Origin of the sequence: Streptococcus sp. DAT741, from assembly GCF_009866825.1 — a bacterium.
GTDB classification, from domain to species: Bacteria; Bacillota; Bacilli; order Lactobacillales; family Streptococcaceae; genus Streptococcus; species Streptococcus ruminantium.
The window spans coordinates 539568-558788 of record NZ_CP019557.1 but is presented as its reverse complement, the minus strand read 5'-3'; the positions used below and the strand labels follow the sequence as shown (position 1 = coordinate 558788).

The following is a 19221-nucleotide window of genomic DNA, read 5'->3' as shown; positions in this document are numbered from 1 at the left end:
TTTGATAAACATTCCAAATTTGTTCGCTTTCTGAATTACTTTATTAGCTGATTAGGTTCAATTTCTAAACTGAAACTCTCTTGCTCCCAATCTATTTACTCACAAAAGAAGAATGACTCAATCTTTGTCAGATTTTTTACGATTGAGGAAAATGACTACTAGGATACCTACCACTCCTAGAGCAATTAAGAGTATGCTGACCTGCTCACCCGTGCTTGGAAGAATGGATTTTCCTTTTTTAGTCGTAGTACTCACTTTCTTATTTGATGAAGGAACACTTGTTCCTGCACCAATACTAGACGAAGTTGTTACTCCTCCTTTGTCTGAGCTCACTATAGTAGACTGGTTTGTACTCGTACCAGTGCTTGTAGATGACACTGTAGTACTTGATGATTCTACACTGGATGATGGCACCGTACTGGATGATGATTCTGCGCTAGACGATGATTCTGTACTAGATGATGGAGTAGTCGCTGACTCAATTTTAGCCTTCATCTCAGCTTCTACTGCTTTTAACTGTTTAAAAATTTCATCTGCCCGTACCAAGGTATCTGCTGTAATGCTTCCTGCCTGCGCAAGAGCTGCCTCATCAGATAAACCTGCATACTGGGCATCTAAAGCCGCTTGTTGAGCAATCCATTCCTTTTCAAGAGCAATCCACTTTTCTTGAATAGATTTGCCAAATAACTCTGGGTGAGCCATTGCCATCTTATCAATATTCTGAACAGTCCAGTACCAAGAAGTTGTGTCATAAGTCGCCGTACGCGGTTTAAAAGCTTCGTGAGTATCTGTTACAATGCCATAGAAAGGTACATAAGGAGTATTCCGAGTCTGACCTAACCCTAGCCATACAATGCCACCAAAGGCTGATGGTAAGCTGTCTTTTATTTGGTAGACATGGGCATTGATGACGTTCTCATTACCAAGAGCGTACTTGTAGGTTGCATCTGCTGCTTGATCATTTTCCCCATTATCGCCTTGTTTTTTCTTCCCGACTTCATCATCTGGACGAAATTGAGGAAGATGCTCAAAGCGATTGCGTTGCAAGGCAAAAACATCCTGTAGACCAAAGCGACGACTTGGATCTGTCGGCTGACGCAGTAAGTCATAGACTGCATCGCCATAGGTTACTGGAGTTTGTGGATCCAACAGTGTGATACCAGCATACGTCCTAGAACGATCTCCTTCTGCATAAGTTTCGGGTCCATAGGACTTGGCGATGTGGAATTGACCATCTACGGTAGCGTAGCTATCAGCTTGCTTAGCTACTTCTTCCACTTTAGATGAAGCAATCACATTTTCCTTATCTGCTAGATTAACATGACCTAAATAGTAAGTGTTAGCAAAAACAGCATACTTGTCTTCTGGGAATTTGATGGCAACATATTGGTGACCTGACAAAATTTCCATATACCAGACTTCGTTCTTATCGGCGATCACAACAATATTACCTTCCGCTGAACCTTTTTCATCGATTGTCTTAGCAATCAATTCAATTCCTTCACGAGCGGTTGAAACACGAGGCAGCACATAGTCAACTAAAATGGACTCTCCTAATCCCCCAGATTTTACAAGTGGATCCACAGCCAACACTTTTTTATTTGGAATGGCTGTCACAGTAGCTGACATAGAGACACCTTTTTCATTAAAGCCATGTGCACCAAAATTACCGTTGGAACCATCACCACGCGCCGCATCAGGTGTTGATGTATATTTAAATTCATTTGCCAAATGTGGTGCAGTAAAACCAAATGCCTCATCCGTTAACATCTCACCTTCTGCGTAGGTTTTTGCTGGGACAACAATATAGTTTTTATTGTGCGCCCCGTTATCCGGTGAATATGGATAATCCTCCGTCCTACCATAAAGGACAGAACCGTCTGTTGTCAATCCTTTCCCAATGATAAAGCCCGCACAGGCTTGGACAATCTGGGTAGGGAATAGGCAAACCAACATCAGAAATGTTGCAATGCGAATAAAAGTCTTTTTCATAGACTTCTCCTTTCCTATAGTGTGTTTACCCATTTACACCTACATTGTAACTCAAAAACACTTGCTATGCAAGTGCTTTCAAAAATATTTTATTTCGTTTTTTGAGCTAGCATGGTCACAAAACGCATTTTGAGAAAATTCCCATTTTCATCCCGTCTATGAAGGTGACCAAAATTTTCATTGTATTTGATGAATTTCCAATCACGATAGTACTCTTTCAGCTCGCCTGTTCCAAAAGTAAAAGAAAAATCCACGGGACAAGGTGCATCCTCTGTATCCATGGCTGCCACAATCAGATTATAACCACCACTTCGTGTTTGCTCCTGCATATTCTGGATAATAGCTGGTACCTGGCCACGCTCTAAGGACATGAAAACGACCGTTGAAATAATCCAGTCATAATCTTGCTCTAAACTAGCGGAGTTAATATCATAGAAACCGACCTGCAAATCCAAATCTTCCAACTCTTTAACCTGTAAGAGTGTCTGAATGCTTGACTCATCTTTATCCACAGCTGTCACATCAAAACCACGCTGAGCAAGATAGAGACTGTTACGACCACGTCCACAGCCCAGGTCCAATACCTTACAAGGCTCAATAATATTCAAGGCCTCCAAGACTTCCGAATGCGTACGAGTATAGTCATACTTCTTGGCAAAATAATCCTCCGGACTACAGAAAAATTCTAAGAAAAACTCTGTATCCTCTGTCAACAATGTCACACGGTGCCAAACCTGAGGTTCTATCATTGGAATATCATCTGTTGAGACATAGACAAACTCGCCTAAGACTTCATTAGCGTTAGACATTAACTCAAACTTGATCCGTCCATTCAAAACCCTAATTTTTGCCCAAGTACCAACTTTAGTATTGTGCTTGGTCAAAAAATGTTGGGGAACCGTTTCTTGATTCCAAACCGGCATTCGTCTATAAGGGACTAAAACTGTCATACTGGCTCCAATCTATTATTTATTCATTATTTTATAGTTAAATTCATGAACTATTATTTTTAAGCTTCTTTACAGTGAGCAACTTCAAAACCAGAAACAATCATTTTGTTATCTTGAATATAACAAATTAGTCTATTTCGCCAATGCGATAACACTATTTTTAAAACCTATGTTCCTTTAGCCTCTGCTATGTTATCTAAGTCTGTTCGCTCTATCCAAATATGTTTCAATCTAAAGCGAGTAAAATATATTAAACTTGCTCGTCTAATTTCTTGATTTATTTCTAAGCTTTTTGAGTCAATAAACCTGACACATCAGAACCCCAAGTCTTTTTTACAGACCTGTATGTGACACTGCCCAGAAATTCGCTTTCTCTTCTTAATCAAACCCAACTGTTACCGTACTTCATCTTCTCGTCTCATTTTTAACACAAAGAAAAATCTTTGTCAAATATTACATAGACAGAGTTTTTTTGAATCAGAACATTTATCTTCATCTAAAAAGAAAACCATCTTGTCAAGCCCCGTCTAAAATAGACAGTGTAAAAAAGAATATTAGTTAGTAAGGTATGACTCCCTGAATTCCATAGGGGTCATACCTTTTAATATTTCTTGTGGTCTATCATAGTTATACCAGTCCATGTATTCTTTAATTTGTTGGCTGAGTTCATCTCTGTTATTAGGAGGAAAGAGCCGTAAGGACTCACTCTTGAGATGGGAAAAGAAATTTTCACAAGAAGCATTGTCATAACAATTCCCTTTTCCAGAATGGGAAATCGTAACACCATACTGGTCTAGTTTTCTGAGATAAAGTTGGTTGGTGTACTGAAAACCTCGATCAGAATGCAAGACACAAATGTGTGTGGCATCCCAATTTTCATTGAAGACGAGGTCTAAATTTTCAAAAACGAGCTGATTATCATTATAATCTGAAAGAGTATATGCTAGAATAGAGTTGTCATAACAATCTTTTATGACGCTAAGGAACATCCTTCCCTGTTTGTGGTAAACATAACTGACATCCGTTGTTAGTTTCTGGAGAGGACGTTCTGCTTTAAAGTTTCGGGCAAGCACGTTGTAGTGGACGTGTCTTGCCTTTTCATTTATCTCACGCTGCGTGCAAGAATGATAGCGTTTCTTTCGAATTGGCGACTTCAAACCCAGAATACGCATATAGCGTAGGACAGTTTTAGGATGACAGAAAATATCGTATTTTCTTCTCAGTTGATAACAAATGAAACGATAACCTTTCTGAGTCTCATTAAAAATAGCTGTAATGACTTGTGCTAGGTCAGGGTTAAACCGCTTGTGTTCAGGTTTTCCATTGCTTAACCAGAGGTAGTATGATGACCTAGGGAAACCCAAATAGGCACATAAACGGGAGATGGAATAACGTTCTTTCAATTGTTCAACGACTTGATAAAGGTGGACTCTTCTCACTTTCTGAGGAGAGTCCTTAAGGTTTTTAAAATGTCATTCTCCATACGAAGAAAGGCATTCTGTTCCTCTATTGTCATTTCATCAAGATTGGTTGATTTTGGGCGACCAGTTGATTTAGCACCTCTTAAATCTTGGTGGAGCAATTGTGGATTTTCGTGATATTTTCTAGTCCATGTGAGGACTTGATTGTTTGATTTCAAGCCATACTTTTTTACAATTGAGTCCATACCACCACTTTTCCCACTAAGATAGTCCTCGACTACTTGTATTTTGAATTCAGGTGGATACTTTGTAAATTTACTTCCTTTTTTAGCCATGAGAAAAGAACCTCCTTATAAGAACAGTATAGTACTTTTTATACTGTCCATTATAAGGGGTTCTTTTCATCTCCAACTTCTTTTAGTTTTATCTACTATTGATGGATTTCATCGTTCGCTTGATGTCCCGGTCCTGTTCACGACGTTTGATGGACTCTCGCTTGTCATAATCGTGTTTACCTTTAGCAAGGCCAATTAAGATCTTAGCAAAACCATCCTTGATGTAAACTTTGAGAGGAACAAGGGTCATCCCTGTCCCCTTAATCTCATTACCTAGTGACTCAATCTGCTTCTTCCGCAAGAGGAGCTTTCGAGTCCGAGTCGGTTCTTGATTCCAGATGTTTCCCTCATCGTAGGGAGCGATATGGACATTGACCAACCAAGCTTCACCATTCTTTATCTGAGCAAAACCATCTTTAAGGTTGATTCGTCCTGCACGAATGGATTTGATTTCCGTTCCTGTCAACACTATCCCCGCTTCTACCGTATCCACAATGGTATAGTCGTGACGAGCTTTTTTATTCTGTGCAATCACATTGCCCTCACCCTTAGCCATGTCTACCTCCTTGTCTTCTTATTCTTTTTCACAATTTCCTTGTAAAATGGTTTCTTTTTCCTAGCTGACTTTCCGCTCTTAGACTTGTAGTCTTTCGCTGACTTATGACGAGAGCTATCGCGACCACTAGCTTCTTTCTTGCGGTTCTTCCCCCGTCCTCTCCCTGACCGATCATCACGATCACGGTTGGAATGCCCAGTTGCCCTCCGCTTAGCTTTTGAGGCTTTTTCGATACTATCCAACTCAGACGGAACGTGAGCAAAATCAATCTCTCCAGTCATCTTATCCGCCCGCATAAGCTTGATACGAATCGGCTGACCAACACGGAAGACACGACCCGACTTCTCACCCTGCAAGGTCAAGGTTCGCTCATGAAACTGGTAGTATTCACTAAGATTGGTAATATGAATCAGTCCTTCAACTGTATTTGTTAATTCGACAAAAAGACCAAATTTAACCACACTTGATACGACACCATCGAATTCCTGACCGACAAATTCCTGCATAAACTCAGCTTTTTTCATTGCTTCAACTTCTCGTTCAGCATCAATAGCACGACGTTCCAAACTTGAAGACGATTTAGCCAACTCAGGAATGACCTGTTCAAAATGCTCAGCCTTCTCCGCAGGATTTTGTCCATATTCTCGCACCATACGGTGAACCAATAAGTCTGGATAACGGCGAATGGGACTAGTGAAGTGAGTGTAAAACGCTGCTCCCAAACCATAGTGACCGTGGTTGTGTTCCGAATAACGTGCCTGCTGCATGGAACGAAGCAACATCATGTTCAGCACATCCGCATAAGGTTCGTCTTTGACTCGCTCCATCAACTCCTGAAGAGTCTCCCGACTAATCGAATTAGCCGTCCCGTAAACCGCCAAGCCAAAACTGGTTGCATAGTCAATGAACTTCTGCAATTTATCCGACTTGGGCTCCTCATGAATCCGATAAATGAAAGGAAGATTCAACTGAGCAAAGTGCTCGGCAACACATTCATTAGCTGCTAACATGAAAGACTCAATCATTCGCTCGGCAATTCCACGCTGACGAAGCTGAATGTCGACAGGTAACCCTTCCTTATTGACAATAATTTTGGCTTCTGCTGTATCAAAATTAAGGGCACCGCGCTTGTAGCGCATCGTTTCCAATGTCTCATGAAGTTTAACCATAAGTTCCACACTCGGTGCGATAGCCTTATATTTGGTTAACTTTTCCCTATCCCCTGCAATCATGTCATTAACATCCGAGTAGGTCATGCGAAAACTTGTCTTGATAACTGACTGACCGATCCAGTGCTTCACAATCTTACCTTTACGGTCGATTTCCATAATGGCAGATTGGGTTAAGCGATCTACATTTGGATTGAGTGAGCAGATTCCATTTGACAGGCGCTCTGGCAACATAGGTACCACTCGGTCAGTCACATAGACAGAAGTCCCTCGCTTGATGGCTTCTTGATCCAGAGCAGATCCCTCGGTCACATAATAGCTGACATCAGCAATATGGACACCTAATTCCATATTACCATTCTTGAGTTGCTTGATATGAACTGCATCGTCCAAATCTTTAGCATCTGCACCATCAATGGTAAAAATCACCTCATCACGCAGGTCCAAACGCCCCACAAAGTCCGATTCTGATGGACATTCTGGCACACGATCTGCCTCTGCTAATACCTCATCTGGAAACTCAGAGACAATATCCATAGATTCCAAAACTTCCAGCACATCAATTCCTACATCGTCCTTGTGCCCTACCACATCACGAATGGTTGCTACAAAATAATCTCGTTTTTTGCTTGGATAAGCTTCAATGTCAACCTTTAGGATTTCTGTTCCGGTCAATACCAGAGGTGACTTCCTAATATAGATCTTCTGGGTAATCTTTTGGTTTTTAGACTTGATATAGCCAGCATATTCAGGCTTATCCTCATCGAAGATGATTAGCCCCACCGCTGTTTTCAAGCTGTGCTCCAGAATATCAATAACCTCCGCTTCCGCAGCTGTCCCTTTGAGCCGATCAGCTACCTTCTTAATAGCAATTTCCACTCGGTCACCCTCAATGGCAAAATGGACATCATCGCGGCTAATAAAGAGATCATCTTCCTCCTCATCAATCGTCACAAATCCAAATCCTGATTTATGTGCACGGAAAATCCCCTGCAAGGTCACCTGATTTTTCACTCTTTTTGGCATCGGCAAAGCAATCCGACCTGCATTGTCAAAGATCAACTTACGGTGGCCTTCCATACTGGAAACCAGCTTAACCAAACCGGTAAAATCCTTTGCGGAACTAGCACCGAACTGATCAGCTAGCTGACCCATGGTCACTGGACCAACTTCTTTGATATAGTTAATAATTTCGTTTTTCATGATACCTTTACTAAAAAAATAGACCAAGAACAAGTCCCAGTCTGATTTATCTACTTACTTGAAATGATAACAAGTGCGAGCGCATCCAACATCCAAAGGAAAATAAGGATAGCTGTAATACGCTGCATAACCGCCTCAAAACCACGTGCCTTTGTCCGCTCAAACAAAGCACCACTAGAAGAGTCAAAGACATTGCTAGACTGGTTTTTAGCTGGTTGGATAAAGATCACTGCAATCAAAATAACAGATAAAATCAACAGAATTGTTAATAATGCTTGATACATATTTTTTTCACTTTCTACAATAACTTCTGACATTATACCATAAAAACTATTTAGATTCAAGGTGAAGAGTCACTTTTCTCTCTTTTGGACAGTATTTTAGCACCTCAATCTTCTGTGGATGGGTCTTAGCATTTTTACTAGTCAAGTAATTCTTACTACCACATTCTGAACATTGTAAATTGATTTTAACTCTCACTAAATATCCCTTACTTTCAAGTAGTTTCTAAAATTGATCAAGGACCAGATAAGATTGAACAAGACTAGGCCGCTAGATAGATAAAATACCCAGTTGTAGCCCATGTGAGCAGCCACCGCTGACCCCATCATTGGTCCCACAACAGAGCCTAGATTGTTAAAAAGTTGATTGTAGGAAAAAATTCTTGAGATACCTTCCCTAGGAGTCAACTTCGTTAGAAGCGAATTGACAGAAGGCAAAAGGGCGCCTGTTCCAAAACCATACAGAAAACGAAGCAAACCCAACTGAAAAGGACTAGTCGCAAAAGCACAGAAAACGTTGATTAAAAGACTATAGGCTAAAGCCAGCAACAAGAGTCGGTGATTGCCAATTCGATCCCCAATTTTCCCCAAATGCCCCGATGTCACCAAGGATGCCATCCCCGGCAAAGAAATAATGAAGCCTGCTACAAAGAGTAGATTATCCGTTTGTCCCAGATGCCGAACATAGAGAGTCAGAATGGGTACAACTGCCTGAGCAGCCGCAATAATAATCATGGAAGCGATAAAAAGACCAACCAACATTTGTCGGTCTCTCACTTGCACCAAAACTTCCCGAATGGACATCGCCTCACCTTTTTTGACCGGAACAAAGTCCTCTCGGATATAGAAAATTGTCAAAATAACCACTAGGGCGTAAAGAAGACCAACCAGCAAGAATACCGTATGAACCCCAAACATCTCTGCTAAGATACCACCAAGAGTCGGTCCGATTAAGTTTCCGGCAACGGCTCCCGTTGATAAGGTGCCAAGAGCATAGCCCGTCTTTTCCTTAGGAACCTGACTAGCAATTAAGGCTGTTGCATTTGGAATGTAACCTGTAAAAACACCATTTAAAACACGCAGGACGATCAACCAGAAGACGTTAGGTACAAAAGCCATTCCCCCCATAGTAAAAATCATAGCAAAAGCTGCCCGCACCATCATGGGTTTACGTCCATAACGATCCGCTAAACTCCCCCAGATAGGAGCCATCAGAGCCGCTGCCAAGGCATTAGCCGACACAGCCAGACCAGCATAGTACTCCACTTGTCCCGGCGCCACCTTCAGCTCTTCCACAAAAACCGAAATAAAAGGCATCACCAAGGTAAAACTAGTTCCTGTCAGGAAATTTCCTAACCAGGCTATCTTCAAGTTCTGCTTCCAATACCTACTACCGTCATCCATCCTTTAACCCCTCCAAAAGACCTTGAACCTGCATCAAAGTCTTCTCAATTACTCCACTATTATCAATAACCACCGGAGCTTTCGCTCGTTTTTCATCCAAAGAAAGCTGAGCTGCCAGCCGATGTTCCGCATCTTGAACGGAAAACCCATTGCGCTTCATGAGTCTGTCCAATTGCTGCGCTTTATCGACATAAACTAGCCAGGTTTCATCTACTTCCCCGCTATAATCTGCCTCGTAGAGCAGGGGAATATCCATGAAAATTATCTCCTCTTTCTGCTTCAGTTCATCTCGTCTCTTTAAAAGCTCCTGACGAATAATCCGATCCTGCAACTTAGATAAACGAAGCCGAAAACTGCTATCTGCAAAAACAGCCTGCCCCAATTTTTCTCTGTCTATATTTCCATCTGCGGATAAGATCTTTTCACCAAATTCAGCCAGTAAGACCTGATAAAGCTTGCCACCTTTGGCTTGCAATTCATGCACCACCGCATCAGCATCAATAACTATGTATCCATTTTCTCGCAGATAGGCCGACACAGTTGACTTTCCTGAGGCGATACCGCCTGTCACTCCGATGACTCTAATCATCTAACACCTGACACCGAGGACAGAAATGCGTACCCCGACCGCCCAATTGGATTTTAACGATCTTCTCTTGGCAGCAAGGACAAGCCTGTCCTGTCTTTCCATATACTTGTAAATAATCCTGCATACTTCCATCCATCCCCAAGGCATTCTTATAAGTTCGGATCGTTGATCCACCTTTTTCAATCCCCAGTTGCAATACCTCAATAGTAGCCTGACGAAGAGCAGTTATCTGATTTGCTGATAGACTGTGACTGACTTGAGCAGGATGAACTTGCGCTCTAAATAAAACCTCATCAGCATAAATATTTCCCAAGCCTGCTACCAAGGACTGATCCAAGAGATGAGACTTGATAGGCTTTTTGGATCTGGCTAATTTTGCAGTAAATTCTGCTAAATGAAAATCTTCTTCTGTTGGTTCAGGACCGATTTTTCGACTAGCGAAATAAGCAGATAAATTCTTTTCCTGTAATAATTCCATGGTACCAAACTTACGGACATCCTGATAAACCAAGGTAGAATCATCAGTAAAAGTAAAAAAAGCATGAAAGTGCTTGTTTGTCGGCACCTGTTTTTGAAAGAAATTATACTTGCCTTCCATACGCAAGTGAGAAATCAATACAAAGTCTGTCAGATAAATCAAAAGATATTTGCCGCGACGCTGCACATCCATAATCACCTGACCAACCAAATCTTGACAAAAACGATCTACTCCTGTTTTCACCATGGGAGCATAAATGACCTCAACTTTTTGGATAGTCTTCCCCTTAACCAATCTATTCAAACCTCGACGAACTGTCTCAACTTCAGGAAGTTCGGGCAATTTATGATACCAAGAGCGTAAAAAGCGACTGAAATCAGGAGAGCAACACTCGGTGCTTCACACACGAAGAGTTCTGTCTATTTTTCTGAGCTTTTAGCTCGGGTTCCAGTACGCAAACACTCTACCTTTCTAAGTAAAATTACAAGATAAAAGAAAAATGGTAACCCTACCGACAGTGAAAAAGTACCTAAGGTAATGGTCACCCCTTTTCAAAGAGTCGTAGGCATGTTCAACACTGACTACTTAATCTGATTTTGCCAGAAAAGCAAGCCCCGCTATTCTTTGTCTACTACCAAATTTCGAACATAGTGAACGGTACGGCTAACTTCTTTAAAACCGTTTTTTATATGAAAAGCCTGACTGATTACATTATCAATATCCGCATCAGAAGCAAGCTGGCTTGCCCCCATTGTTCGTGCCCATTTTTCCGCAAAAATCAGCAATTGACCAGCAATACCTCGTTGGCGATAATCCGGACGAACCCAAATTCCCTCCAGATAGGCAACAGGACTAGAACAACACCCTTCAACGTATTCTGAACGAAGTGATAAACTAACCCAAGCTATGGCTTTTTTCTCCCCATCATAATAGAGAAACTCATTTGGAAAGGCGCCAGCCCTGAACTGCTCTAGTAAGTTTATTTCTTTTTTCTGCCATACCTGACTTGCAAAGCTACTCCATATGCAAACATCTTCTTTCGTCACAGGTTTTATCATCAATGCCTCCTATAACGCAGTAAAAACCTTGCGGCTTCCCTGACGAATATAGATCCCTATTAAATTGAAGTAAAATAGAAGTTTTCGATGACTTGGATCGAGTTTGATTCGCTAAAGCTGATGCCTTTAAAAAAACTACTCAAATTTACAAAAATTCCTATAAAAAGTCCTTAGGCGACTCAGTATCAGAACCTAGCTCTCGTATTCCTGTTAATACTCCTTCTCATTATAGCCAAAGTCGGCCAGATCTAACTTCTTATCACGCCAGTTTTTTTTGACTTTGACCCAGGTTTCCAAAAAGACCTTATCACCTAGCATCAGTTCGATGTCACGACGAGCCATAGAGCCAATCTTCTTGAGCATAGCACCTTGCTTACCGATGATAATGCCCTTTTGACTATCACGCTCCACCATGATAGTCGCTCGAATATGTACCTTGTCTGTAAACTCATCACGTTTCATAGACTCAATCACCACCGCTACTGAATGCGGAATCTCTTCACGGGTCAGATGCAGAACCTTTTCTCGAATCATCTCAGATACTAAGAAACGCTCCGGATGGTCTGTGATTTGATCTGCTGGGAAATACTGGAACCCTTCGTCTAGATTTTCCTTGAGAATCTCCATGAGACGGTTAACATTGTTGCCCTGAGTCGCAGAGATTGGCACAATCTCCTTGAAATCCATCTGATGACGAAAGTCCTCAATCTGCTCCAGAAGCTGGTCTGGGTGTACTTTATCAATCTTGTTGACCACCAAAATGACTGGAACGTTTGCTTGTTTGAGTCGCTCCATAATCATATCATCACCTTTGCCTCGCTTTTCATCAGCTGGCACCATAAAGAGGACTGTATCCACCTCACGCAGAGTGCTGTAGGCAGATTCCACCATGAAATCGCCCAAGGCTGTCTTGGGCTTGTGAATGCCCGGCGTATCAATGAAAACAATCTGCTCCTCATCGGTTGTATAGATCCCCATAATCTTATTCCGAGTTGTCTGAGCTTTATCGCTCATAATGGCAATTTTTTGCCCCATCACATAGTTTAGGAAGGTCGACTTCCCTACATTTGGACGACCTAAAATCGCCACAAAACCTGACCGAAATGTCATGTATTCTCCTTAAAGTTCTAAAAAATAAGGTTCCAAATCTTAGGCAAGAAGATAATAAGCCCTGTTAAAAGAGCAAAACCTGAGATAAATAGAACCGCCCCTGCTGCCATATCTTTAGCATTTTTAGCCAGCATGGAAAAATGATAACCCGATGCCAAATCTACCACATTTTCAATAGCTGAATTGACAATTTCAAAAGCGATCACCAAACTGATGCTAAGTAATAAAAAGAGCCACTCCGTTACCGTTACTTGAAAAACAACCCCTGCCAGCACCACAAGGATGGCCGAGACTAGATGCTTCTTCATATTACGCTCTTCTTTGAAAGCAGTTAACAAACCCGTTACCGCAAACTCAAGACTAGCAATCAATTCCCTGTTTTTCCACCGATTTTTTGTATTATTCTCGTGTAAGTCCATAAGCAGTCAAAATTTCTTCTTGTAAACCAAACATTTCCGCCTCTTCTTCCGGCGTATAATGATCGTAGCCATTGATATGTAGAAAACCATGAACAGCCAAAAAGCCCATTTCACGCTCATAACTATGACCGTAATCTTCTGACTGTTCCCGTGCCTTATCAATGGAGATATACAATTCACCGATATAAGCATCAAAGTCTTCCATCATCTCTGCCAACTCAGGATTATCCAATAAATCTTCTTCGTTAAACACAATCAAAGATTCAGGCTTGTACTCCAGACTGACGACATCAGTGGGACGATCAATCCCCCTATACTTGAGATTCACCTCGTGGACACGGGCATTATCAACAAAAGTCACAGCCATTTCCTTATTCTGCTTGCCAATTTTTTCGGCCGCAAACTGGAGCAAATCCGTAATTTGCTCTTGCATTTGAGCAGAAACCTGCCCTGTTTCATCAATCATTTCAATATACATCGTCTCACGTTCCTTTTACGACTCCATTATATCATAAATCCTATCCATGAGGAGGTTTTAGTGGTATAATATCCTTAAACCATCCTATTAAAGGAATCGAATATGTTGCAAACACCAAAACACATCACCGCAATTATTGAGTCACATCTGGATCAGATGACACGGCTCGAAAAACATATCGGTAGCTATTTCACGCAACTGGATCCTGCGACGGCCGATCTAAGCTTAGAAACTACGATAAAAAATCTCCACATTTCCCCATCTGCTCTTACTCGTTTCGCTAAAAAATGTGGTTTTTCTGGCTATCGAGAATTTGTCTTTGCTTTTCAAAATAACCAGCAATATCTAGAAAAACATTTTGAAAAATTACAGCGTAGCCTAACAAAGAAGGTTCTCGTTGATTATGAAGAAATCCTAACTTCAACCAATAATTTAGTGGATGAGGAGAAACTTGAGGAAATCGCTAAACTAATAGATGCCAGCAAAAGAGTGTACTTCTACGGCATCGGAAGTTCTGGGCTGGTTGCCATAGAAATCAAATCTCGGTTTATGCGTTTAGGTGTGGTATGCGATGCTATCACGGACAAAAACAATCTCATTTGGACAACGAATATTTTGGACGCAACTTGTTTGGTCATTGGACTTTCCTTATCCGGGCAAACAGAAGAAGTCATGGAACACTTACATTTAGCTACTCAAAAAGGCATCCCAACAGCCCTGCTAACTACCAGATGCTTTTCCCATCCCCCCTTTGATCAAATCATCCCTGTTGCTTCTGTCAGGCATCTGAACTATGGCAACCGAATTTCTCCACAAATTCCTCTCCTCATTATGCTAGATGTTATTTATGCATACTTTTTGGCTATTGACAAGGAAAGAAAAGAGAATATTTTCAAACAAACAATTAAAGAGTAACTTATATAAAGTAGTAAGAAATTAGAAACTAAAAAATTTAAATCGTGGCCTTGCTCCTCACTCCAAGAGGGATGAGGCCCTTTAACTTTTCTCCAGCAGTTTTGAGACTTCTTTTAAGCATGGAAAAACTCCCCTCATCGTTTCTGGTGAAATAGTTTGATCTATTCACTGTCCACTATAAAGGGAGTATATTAGAAAGCCATAGTTGTTCGCTTTTTATCATTGTATTCTGACATCGCTCTAAATTTGGTCTAAAAAGGAGATTAGGATCTGTGCCGAACGTTTACCTGCTTGAATGATGAACTCATCAAACGTTATATTAGCATCTCCTTGGGCAGTATCGCTCATGGCTCGGATGACTAAGAATGGTTTGCCTGCATTGATAGCGGCTTGAGCAATCGCTGCTCCTTCCATTTCCACAGCAAGAACCTCTGGAAAGTGTTCCTTGATGATTGCAATCTTGTCCTGACCTGCTATAAAGCTATCACCTGTCACAATCAGACCTACATGACTAGCCATTTCCTGCTCTTCCAATACGGATCTTAGCTGCTTCAACAAGGTTTGATCTGCCGGAAAATACAATTCCTGACCTGCCATTTGCCCATAGGCATAACCAAAAGCTGTCACATCGACATCGTGGTAAGCTAATTGGTCTGCCACAACAACATCTCCAACAGCAATGCCCTCAGCGACTGCACCTGCCGAACCTGTATTGACGATGACATCTACCGCAAAACGATCGACCAAAATTGCTACAGACATGGCGGACATGACCTTCCCAATCCCTGATTGAACAAGAACAACCTCGTGTTGACCGATACGTCCCTGATAATAGGTTCGACCTAAAACTTCAGTCTCAATTCCCTCTTGAAGATGGTCAAGTAAAATCTTCAATTCTTGAGGCATGGCTGCGATTATTCCAAACTTCATCTTCTCTCCTAAATAAATAATACTGCCAAGACAAATATCACTAGCAAGAGGATAACCCAAAAGAGGATTTTATTGACCTTGCTACGAAATTCTTCACGTTTGATGGTTTCGATACGGCGACTTTTTACCACCGTGGGGGTGACTGGAATACGGATAGTCTGCCCTTCCTCATAACCCTGATAATCCTCTTCGAGATAGGGTTCAAATACAGAGTCATCCATTGGGACGTCTTGATTGGGACGGTAATGCCCAAACATAAATCCATCAGAATACTGCTTCTTTTTCACTTTCTCTAAAATATCATCTGTTAACAAGGGCTTCCCCATGCTTTAACCTACTTTCTCATGAGTTGTAAATATTGAACAGCCATAATAGTCTTGGCATCACAAATATCTCCACTTGCTACTAAACTCAAGGCTTCTTCCAAGGTTACCTCGTAGAGTTCAATAACTTCGTCTTCATCCATGGGACGAGGGTTCTCAACCTTTATCAGATTGTCAGTTAGGTAGAGACGGATACGCTCATTACAAAAACCAATGGCCGAATAAAAATCTGCCAGTAAGGTTAGTTTATCACTGCTGTACCCAGTTTCCTCTTCCAATTCGCGCAAGGCTGCATCTTCCAAGGTATCCTCTTCTCCCAGCTCCAACTTACCGGCTGGAATTTCGTAGATGGTACGCTCAATTGCCTTACGGTATTGTTTAACTAAAATCATCTTACCATCTGATGTCAAAGCTAAAACACAAACTGCTCCCTTATGGAAAACCAATTCCCGCTTACCAGTTTTACCATCTGGTAATTGGACATCATCAACTACGACATCAAAGATATGTCCCTTGAAAATCTCTTTCCGATTAATGGTTTTTTCTTCAAATTTCATATAACTACCTATTTTTTATCTGGATGGAAAGGAAAACGCGTTGCATATCCTTCTTTATTTTCTTGGCGACTACGACCAATACCGATTGCATCTTTAGGAATATCCTTTGTGATCACAGAGCCAGCAGCCAGCAGAGCATTATCGTTAATTGTTACCGGTGCAATGATGGTTGAATTTGAGCCAACAAAGGCATTGTCTCCTACTCTGGTCTTAAACTTATTTTTTCCATCATAGTTCACAGTGATGGTACCAGCTCCCACATTGACATTTCTTCCAATGGTCGCATTTCCAAGATAGGTCAAATGCCCTGACTTAGTTCCTTCTCCAAGCGTAGAAGCCTTGACTTCCACAAAATTACCGACATGAACCCCTTTTTTCAATAGACTATCTGGACGGATATGAGCGTATGGTCCAACTGTTACACCTTCATCAATGATGGATTCTTCAATGTCTGAATTGCTAATCACAACATCTGCTGCAATTTTAGAATCGCGGATACGAGTGCCGTTTGTCAAAACAGTGCGCTCCCCTATGCTGGTTCTACCTTTCAGTACAACATTGGCTTCAATAACTACCTCTGCACCAATTTCAACATCAATGTCGATATAAGTTGCTTCTGGATTGATAAATGTAACACCATTGACCATATGTTTTTCATTGATCCGTTTACGCATCACCGCTTCAGCTTTTGCAAGAGCAGTACGGTCATTGACGCCTAGACTTTCGTCAAAATCTCGCAACACATAAGCCCCCACTTTTTCTCCCGCCTGACGGAAGATTGCAATCACATCTGTCAGATAGTATTCGCCTTGAGCGTTGTCCGTATTGATGTCCTTTAAGGCTTCAAAGAGGCGTTTATTATCAAAGAGATAGGTACCAGTATTGATTTCCCTGACTTGTTTTTCAAAATCGTTAGCATCCTTTTGCTCAACAATTTTTTGTACCTCACCATCTGCATTTCGGATAATTCGACCATAGCCAAAAGGATCATCTGCCTGAGCAGTCAAAATGGTCGCCACATTTTTATGGCTAACATGGAAACTAATAAGATTGTTCAAACTTTCACCTGTAATCAGCGGTGTATCACCTGCAATTACCAAGGTTTGTCCTTCTAACCCTGCCAGTTCCGGCTCAGCCATCATTACTGCATGACCTGTTCCCAACTGCTCAGACTGGAATGCACATTCCGAGCTACCTTCTAAAACTGCCTGAACCAATTCGGCCTTATGACCAACAATAGTCACTGTCTTAGCTGGCTCCACAGCATCTACAGCACGCTTAACGTGCTCCAGCATAGTGATACCTGCTACCTTGTGTAAGACCTTTGGCAAGTCAGATTTCATGCGAGTTCCCTTCCCCGCTGCTAGGATAATGGCATAATTATTACTCATAAATATCTCTCTTTTCAATCTTATCACCTCATTATAGCAAATTTTAGGATTTTTGGAAAATAGCAGAACAAAGAGCTGATATTGTAAACAAAAAGGAGAGTCTAAACTCTCCAGATTGAAAGATTTATCTTCCGCTTCGTATGTATTTGTGTGGTTGCTCCTCAACCATACAATCCATCTATTTCAAACTCCAACCACCATCAATAGAAATAATCTGCCCTTGCATAGACGAGAATTTTCCCGTAGCTAACATAAAGGTCAACTCTGCAATTTCTTCTGGCTGTGTCCAGCGTCCGATAGGAGTCTGAGCTGCTACCCAATCAGCCAGGCCTCCTGGTTCAAAGTCGGCCTGGGTCATCCCTGTCTGAACAGCACCTGGGGCAATGCCGAAGACTTGAATACCTGATTTGGCATAGTCAAGGGCGAGCTGCTTGGTAAAGCCTGCTAGAGCATGCTTGGAAGCTGTATAGGCTGAACCTCCTCCACCTGCTAAACTAGAAGCAATAGAGCACATATTGATTATCATGCCCGACTTGTTTTCTACCATTTGGCGCAGATAGGGACTGGTCAATCTGGTTACTGAGAAAAAATTGACTGCAAAGATATGTTCCAATTCTGCCTCTTCTATCTCTAAGTGAGGACGATAATCATCCAGAACACCTGCGGTATTACAGAGGACATCAACTGTCTGGCACCATGAAAAAATCGGAGATAGATCATCTGTCAGGTCAATTTGTAAAAAATGAAAATCACCAGTTAAATCAGGCTTGCTGGTCCGATCCAGTCCGTAAACACGCCAGCCATTTTCCAAAAAAATCCGAGCCTGCGCAAGACCTATGCCGCTGGATACACCTGTGACAAGGACTCTCTTAGTCATGAACTTCTACCCAGTCAGTTGCTAGCACATCACAAGGTGTCGGACTCCACATAGAAAATCCCTCGCCTTCACCTGTTACATTGATAAGAAAATAGGGTGTGGCCACTAGTTTTTGACCATCAACTTCAATAGTGTCAAAGAGTTGGACATAGTTCTCTGCTCCACCCCATCCAGTACGTACATATTTCTTTTTTGCCTTTAAACCCGGTAAAATCTCTTCAAATGTCATGATTTTCTCCTTTATTGCCTATAAACGTTGATTTAATAAGGTTTCTTGAACCTTATAATGAGTTGTTGCTATCGTTATGGACTTACAATCTTTTCAATAGGAAAAGCCCTCTTTTTTGATATATCCCATCGTACCTTCTTGGCTTTCTAACCCAAGTATAATTAGGACAGATGTATATTTTTGGCTTTTAAATTATCCAAACATTCTTCCAGATACTCCTCGTTGTGTTCGGGGTAAATAGGGTGTGTAATGACCTCTTCAGATAGTTTTTCATATTCAGAAACAACTTTTCCTCTATACAAAGGATTTTTCCATTTTTCATCCGGTTTATATCCCCGATGCTCCATTTCCGCAAGAATCAGGCAATGATATTGGTACAACTTATAGGGAGAATATTCAAAAACATAGTTAACAGTTGCGTGCAAACGTCCCCATCCAGCTCCTCTCAAGGCTGCGCATTCTCTATGTTGTCCTAGTAATTGCTGACGTGGTAATTTATTTATTAGTTCTTCATGCCATAATCTCATACCTATAATGTATCCCCTATTTTTCCAAA

General features: G+C 41.4%; 23 protein-coding genes. 1 reads left to right on the top strand and 22 read right to left on the bottom strand.

From position 1 onward, the window contains the following. Positions 1 to 117: 117 nt before the first annotated feature. The 15 genes from BZG42_RS02820 to ybeY all read right to left on the bottom strand — a co-directional run bounded on the left by BZG42_RS02820 (position 118) and on the right by ybeY (position 13443). On the bottom strand, positions 118 to 1992 hold the full coding sequence (locus tag BZG42_RS02820) for a C69 family dipeptidase (RefSeq protein ID WP_155973363.1): 1875 nt from the start codon (positions 1990 to 1992) through the stop codon (positions 118 to 120). 89 nt (positions 1993 to 2081) lie between these two features. Continuing rightward, positions 2082 to 2942: an SAM-dependent methyltransferase TehB gene (gene tehB, locus BZG42_RS02815; protein WP_120171442.1), complete on the bottom strand. Its 861-nt coding sequence runs from the start codon at positions 2940 to 2942 to the stop codon at positions 2082 to 2084. Positions 2943 to 3496: 554 nt separating this feature from the next. After that, positions 3497 to 4381 carry an IS3 family transposase gene (locus BZG42_RS02810; RefSeq protein ID WP_159780069.1) on the bottom strand — a complete coding sequence of 295 codons (885 nt, stop codon included), beginning with the start codon at positions 4379 to 4381 and terminating at the stop codon, positions 3497 to 3499. Next, positions 4378 to 4698: a transposase gene (locus BZG42_RS02805; RefSeq protein ID WP_120171198.1), complete on the bottom strand. Its 321-nt coding sequence runs from the start codon at positions 4696 to 4698 to the stop codon at positions 4378 to 4380. Before BZG42_RS02805 ends, BZG42_RS02810 begins: the two co-directional genes overlap by 4 nt. A gap of 88 nt (positions 4699 to 4786) precedes the next feature. After that, positions 4787 to 5254, bottom strand: coding sequence for an SsrA-binding protein SmpB (smpB, locus tag BZG42_RS02800; RefSeq protein ID WP_155964722.1), 468 nt, complete (start codon positions 5252 to 5254; stop codon positions 4787 to 4789). Between the two features lie 2 nt (positions 5255 to 5256). Beyond that, positions 5257 to 7626, bottom strand: a complete 2370-nt coding sequence (gene rnr / locus BZG42_RS02795; RefSeq protein WP_155995912.1) for a ribonuclease R — start codon at positions 7624 to 7626, stop codon at positions 5257 to 5259. A gap of 50 nt (positions 7627 to 7676) precedes the next feature. Continuing rightward, positions 7677 to 7910 (bottom strand): preprotein translocase subunit SecG, encoded by a 234-nt coding sequence (secG, locus tag BZG42_RS02790; protein ID WP_024531652.1) that lies wholly within the window; start codon positions 7908 to 7910, stop codon positions 7677 to 7679. A gap of 46 nt (positions 7911 to 7956) precedes the next feature. Next, positions 7957 to 8106, bottom strand: coding sequence for a 50S ribosomal protein L33 (gene rpmG / locus BZG42_RS02785; protein ID WP_032537847.1), 150 nt, complete (start codon positions 8104 to 8106; stop codon positions 7957 to 7959). Beyond that, positions 8106 to 9311, bottom strand: a complete 1206-nt coding sequence (locus BZG42_RS02780; RefSeq protein ID WP_155995910.1) for a multidrug efflux MFS transporter — start codon at positions 9309 to 9311, stop codon at positions 8106 to 8108. Before BZG42_RS02780 ends, rpmG begins: the two co-directional genes overlap by 1 nt. Further along, positions 9304 to 9900 (bottom strand): dephospho-CoA kinase, encoded by a 597-nt coding sequence (coaE, locus tag BZG42_RS02775; protein ID WP_155995908.1) that lies wholly within the window; start codon positions 9898 to 9900, stop codon positions 9304 to 9306. Before coaE ends, BZG42_RS02780 begins: the two co-directional genes overlap by 8 nt. Beyond that, entirely contained in the window at positions 9893 to 10720 is an 828-nt protein-coding gene (gene mutM, locus BZG42_RS02770; protein WP_155995906.1) for a DNA-formamidopyrimidine glycosylase, read from the bottom strand. Before mutM ends, coaE begins: the two co-directional genes overlap by 8 nt. A 275-nt stretch (positions 10721 to 10995) precedes the next feature. After that, entirely contained in the window at positions 10996 to 11436 is a 441-nt protein-coding gene (locus BZG42_RS02765) for a GNAT family N-acetyltransferase (RefSeq protein ID WP_120171437.1), read from the bottom strand. A 210-nt stretch (positions 11437 to 11646) separates the two neighbouring features. Beyond that, complete coding sequence (era, locus tag BZG42_RS02760; protein ID WP_120171436.1) at positions 11647 to 12546, bottom strand: GTPase Era; 900 nt, start codon at positions 12544 to 12546, stop codon at positions 11647 to 11649. Between the two features lie 17 nt (positions 12547 to 12563). Beyond that, on the bottom strand, positions 12564 to 12965 hold the full coding sequence (locus BZG42_RS02755; protein ID WP_024531657.1) for a diacylglycerol kinase family protein: 402 nt from the start codon (positions 12963 to 12965) through the stop codon (positions 12564 to 12566). After that, positions 12946 to 13443, bottom strand: coding sequence for an rRNA maturation RNase YbeY (gene ybeY / locus BZG42_RS02750; protein ID WP_120171435.1), 498 nt, complete (start codon positions 13441 to 13443; stop codon positions 12946 to 12948). The genes BZG42_RS02755 and ybeY overlap by 20 nt, the downstream gene beginning before the upstream one ends. Positions 13444 to 13545: 102 nt before the next feature. Here ybeY and BZG42_RS02745 point away from each other — a divergent pair, with 102 nt between their 5' ends. Continuing rightward, a complete protein-coding gene (locus tag BZG42_RS02745) occupies positions 13546 to 14358 on the top strand; it encodes a MurR/RpiR family transcriptional regulator (protein ID WP_024531659.1) in 813 nt (270 codons plus the stop codon). Positions 14359 to 14598: 240 nt separating this feature from the next. Here BZG42_RS02745 and BZG42_RS02740 read toward each other — a convergent pair whose 3' ends face one another. The 7 genes from BZG42_RS02740 to BZG42_RS02710 all read right to left on the bottom strand — a co-directional run bounded on the left by BZG42_RS02740 (position 14599) and on the right by BZG42_RS02710 (position 19192). Further along, positions 14599 to 15288 (bottom strand): 5'-methylthioadenosine/adenosylhomocysteine nucleosidase, encoded by a 690-nt coding sequence (locus tag BZG42_RS02740; RefSeq protein WP_155995904.1) that lies wholly within the window; start codon positions 15286 to 15288, stop codon positions 14599 to 14601. A gap of 8 nt (positions 15289 to 15296) precedes the next feature. Continuing rightward, positions 15297 to 15614 (bottom strand): cell wall synthase accessory phosphoprotein MacP, encoded by a 318-nt coding sequence (macP, locus tag BZG42_RS02735; RefSeq protein WP_155963526.1) that lies wholly within the window; start codon positions 15612 to 15614, stop codon positions 15297 to 15299. An 8-nt stretch (positions 15615 to 15622) separates the two neighbouring features. After that, entirely contained in the window at positions 15623 to 16168 is a 546-nt protein-coding gene (locus BZG42_RS02730; RefSeq protein ID WP_024531662.1) for an NUDIX hydrolase, read from the bottom strand. A gap of 8 nt (positions 16169 to 16176) precedes the next feature. Then, on the bottom strand, positions 16177 to 17559 hold the full coding sequence (gene glmU, locus BZG42_RS02725) for a bifunctional UDP-N-acetylglucosamine diphosphorylase/glucosamine-1-phosphate N-acetyltransferase GlmU (RefSeq protein WP_155995902.1): 1383 nt from the start codon (positions 17557 to 17559) through the stop codon (positions 16177 to 16179). A gap of 178 nt (positions 17560 to 17737) precedes the next feature. After that, on the bottom strand, positions 17738 to 18436 hold the full coding sequence (locus BZG42_RS02720; protein ID WP_155995900.1) for a 3-oxoacyl-ACP reductase: 699 nt from the start codon (positions 18434 to 18436) through the stop codon (positions 17738 to 17740). Then, positions 18429 to 18665, bottom strand: a complete 237-nt coding sequence (locus tag BZG42_RS02715; RefSeq protein WP_024531665.1) for a DUF2829 domain-containing protein — start codon at positions 18663 to 18665, stop codon at positions 18429 to 18431. The genes BZG42_RS02720 and BZG42_RS02715 overlap by 8 nt, the downstream gene beginning before the upstream one ends. A 161-nt stretch (positions 18666 to 18826) precedes the next feature. Next, entirely contained in the window at positions 18827 to 19192 is a 366-nt protein-coding gene (locus tag BZG42_RS02710) for a TIGR02328 family protein (protein ID WP_120172459.1), read from the bottom strand. Positions 19193 to 19221 lie beyond the last annotated feature (29 nt).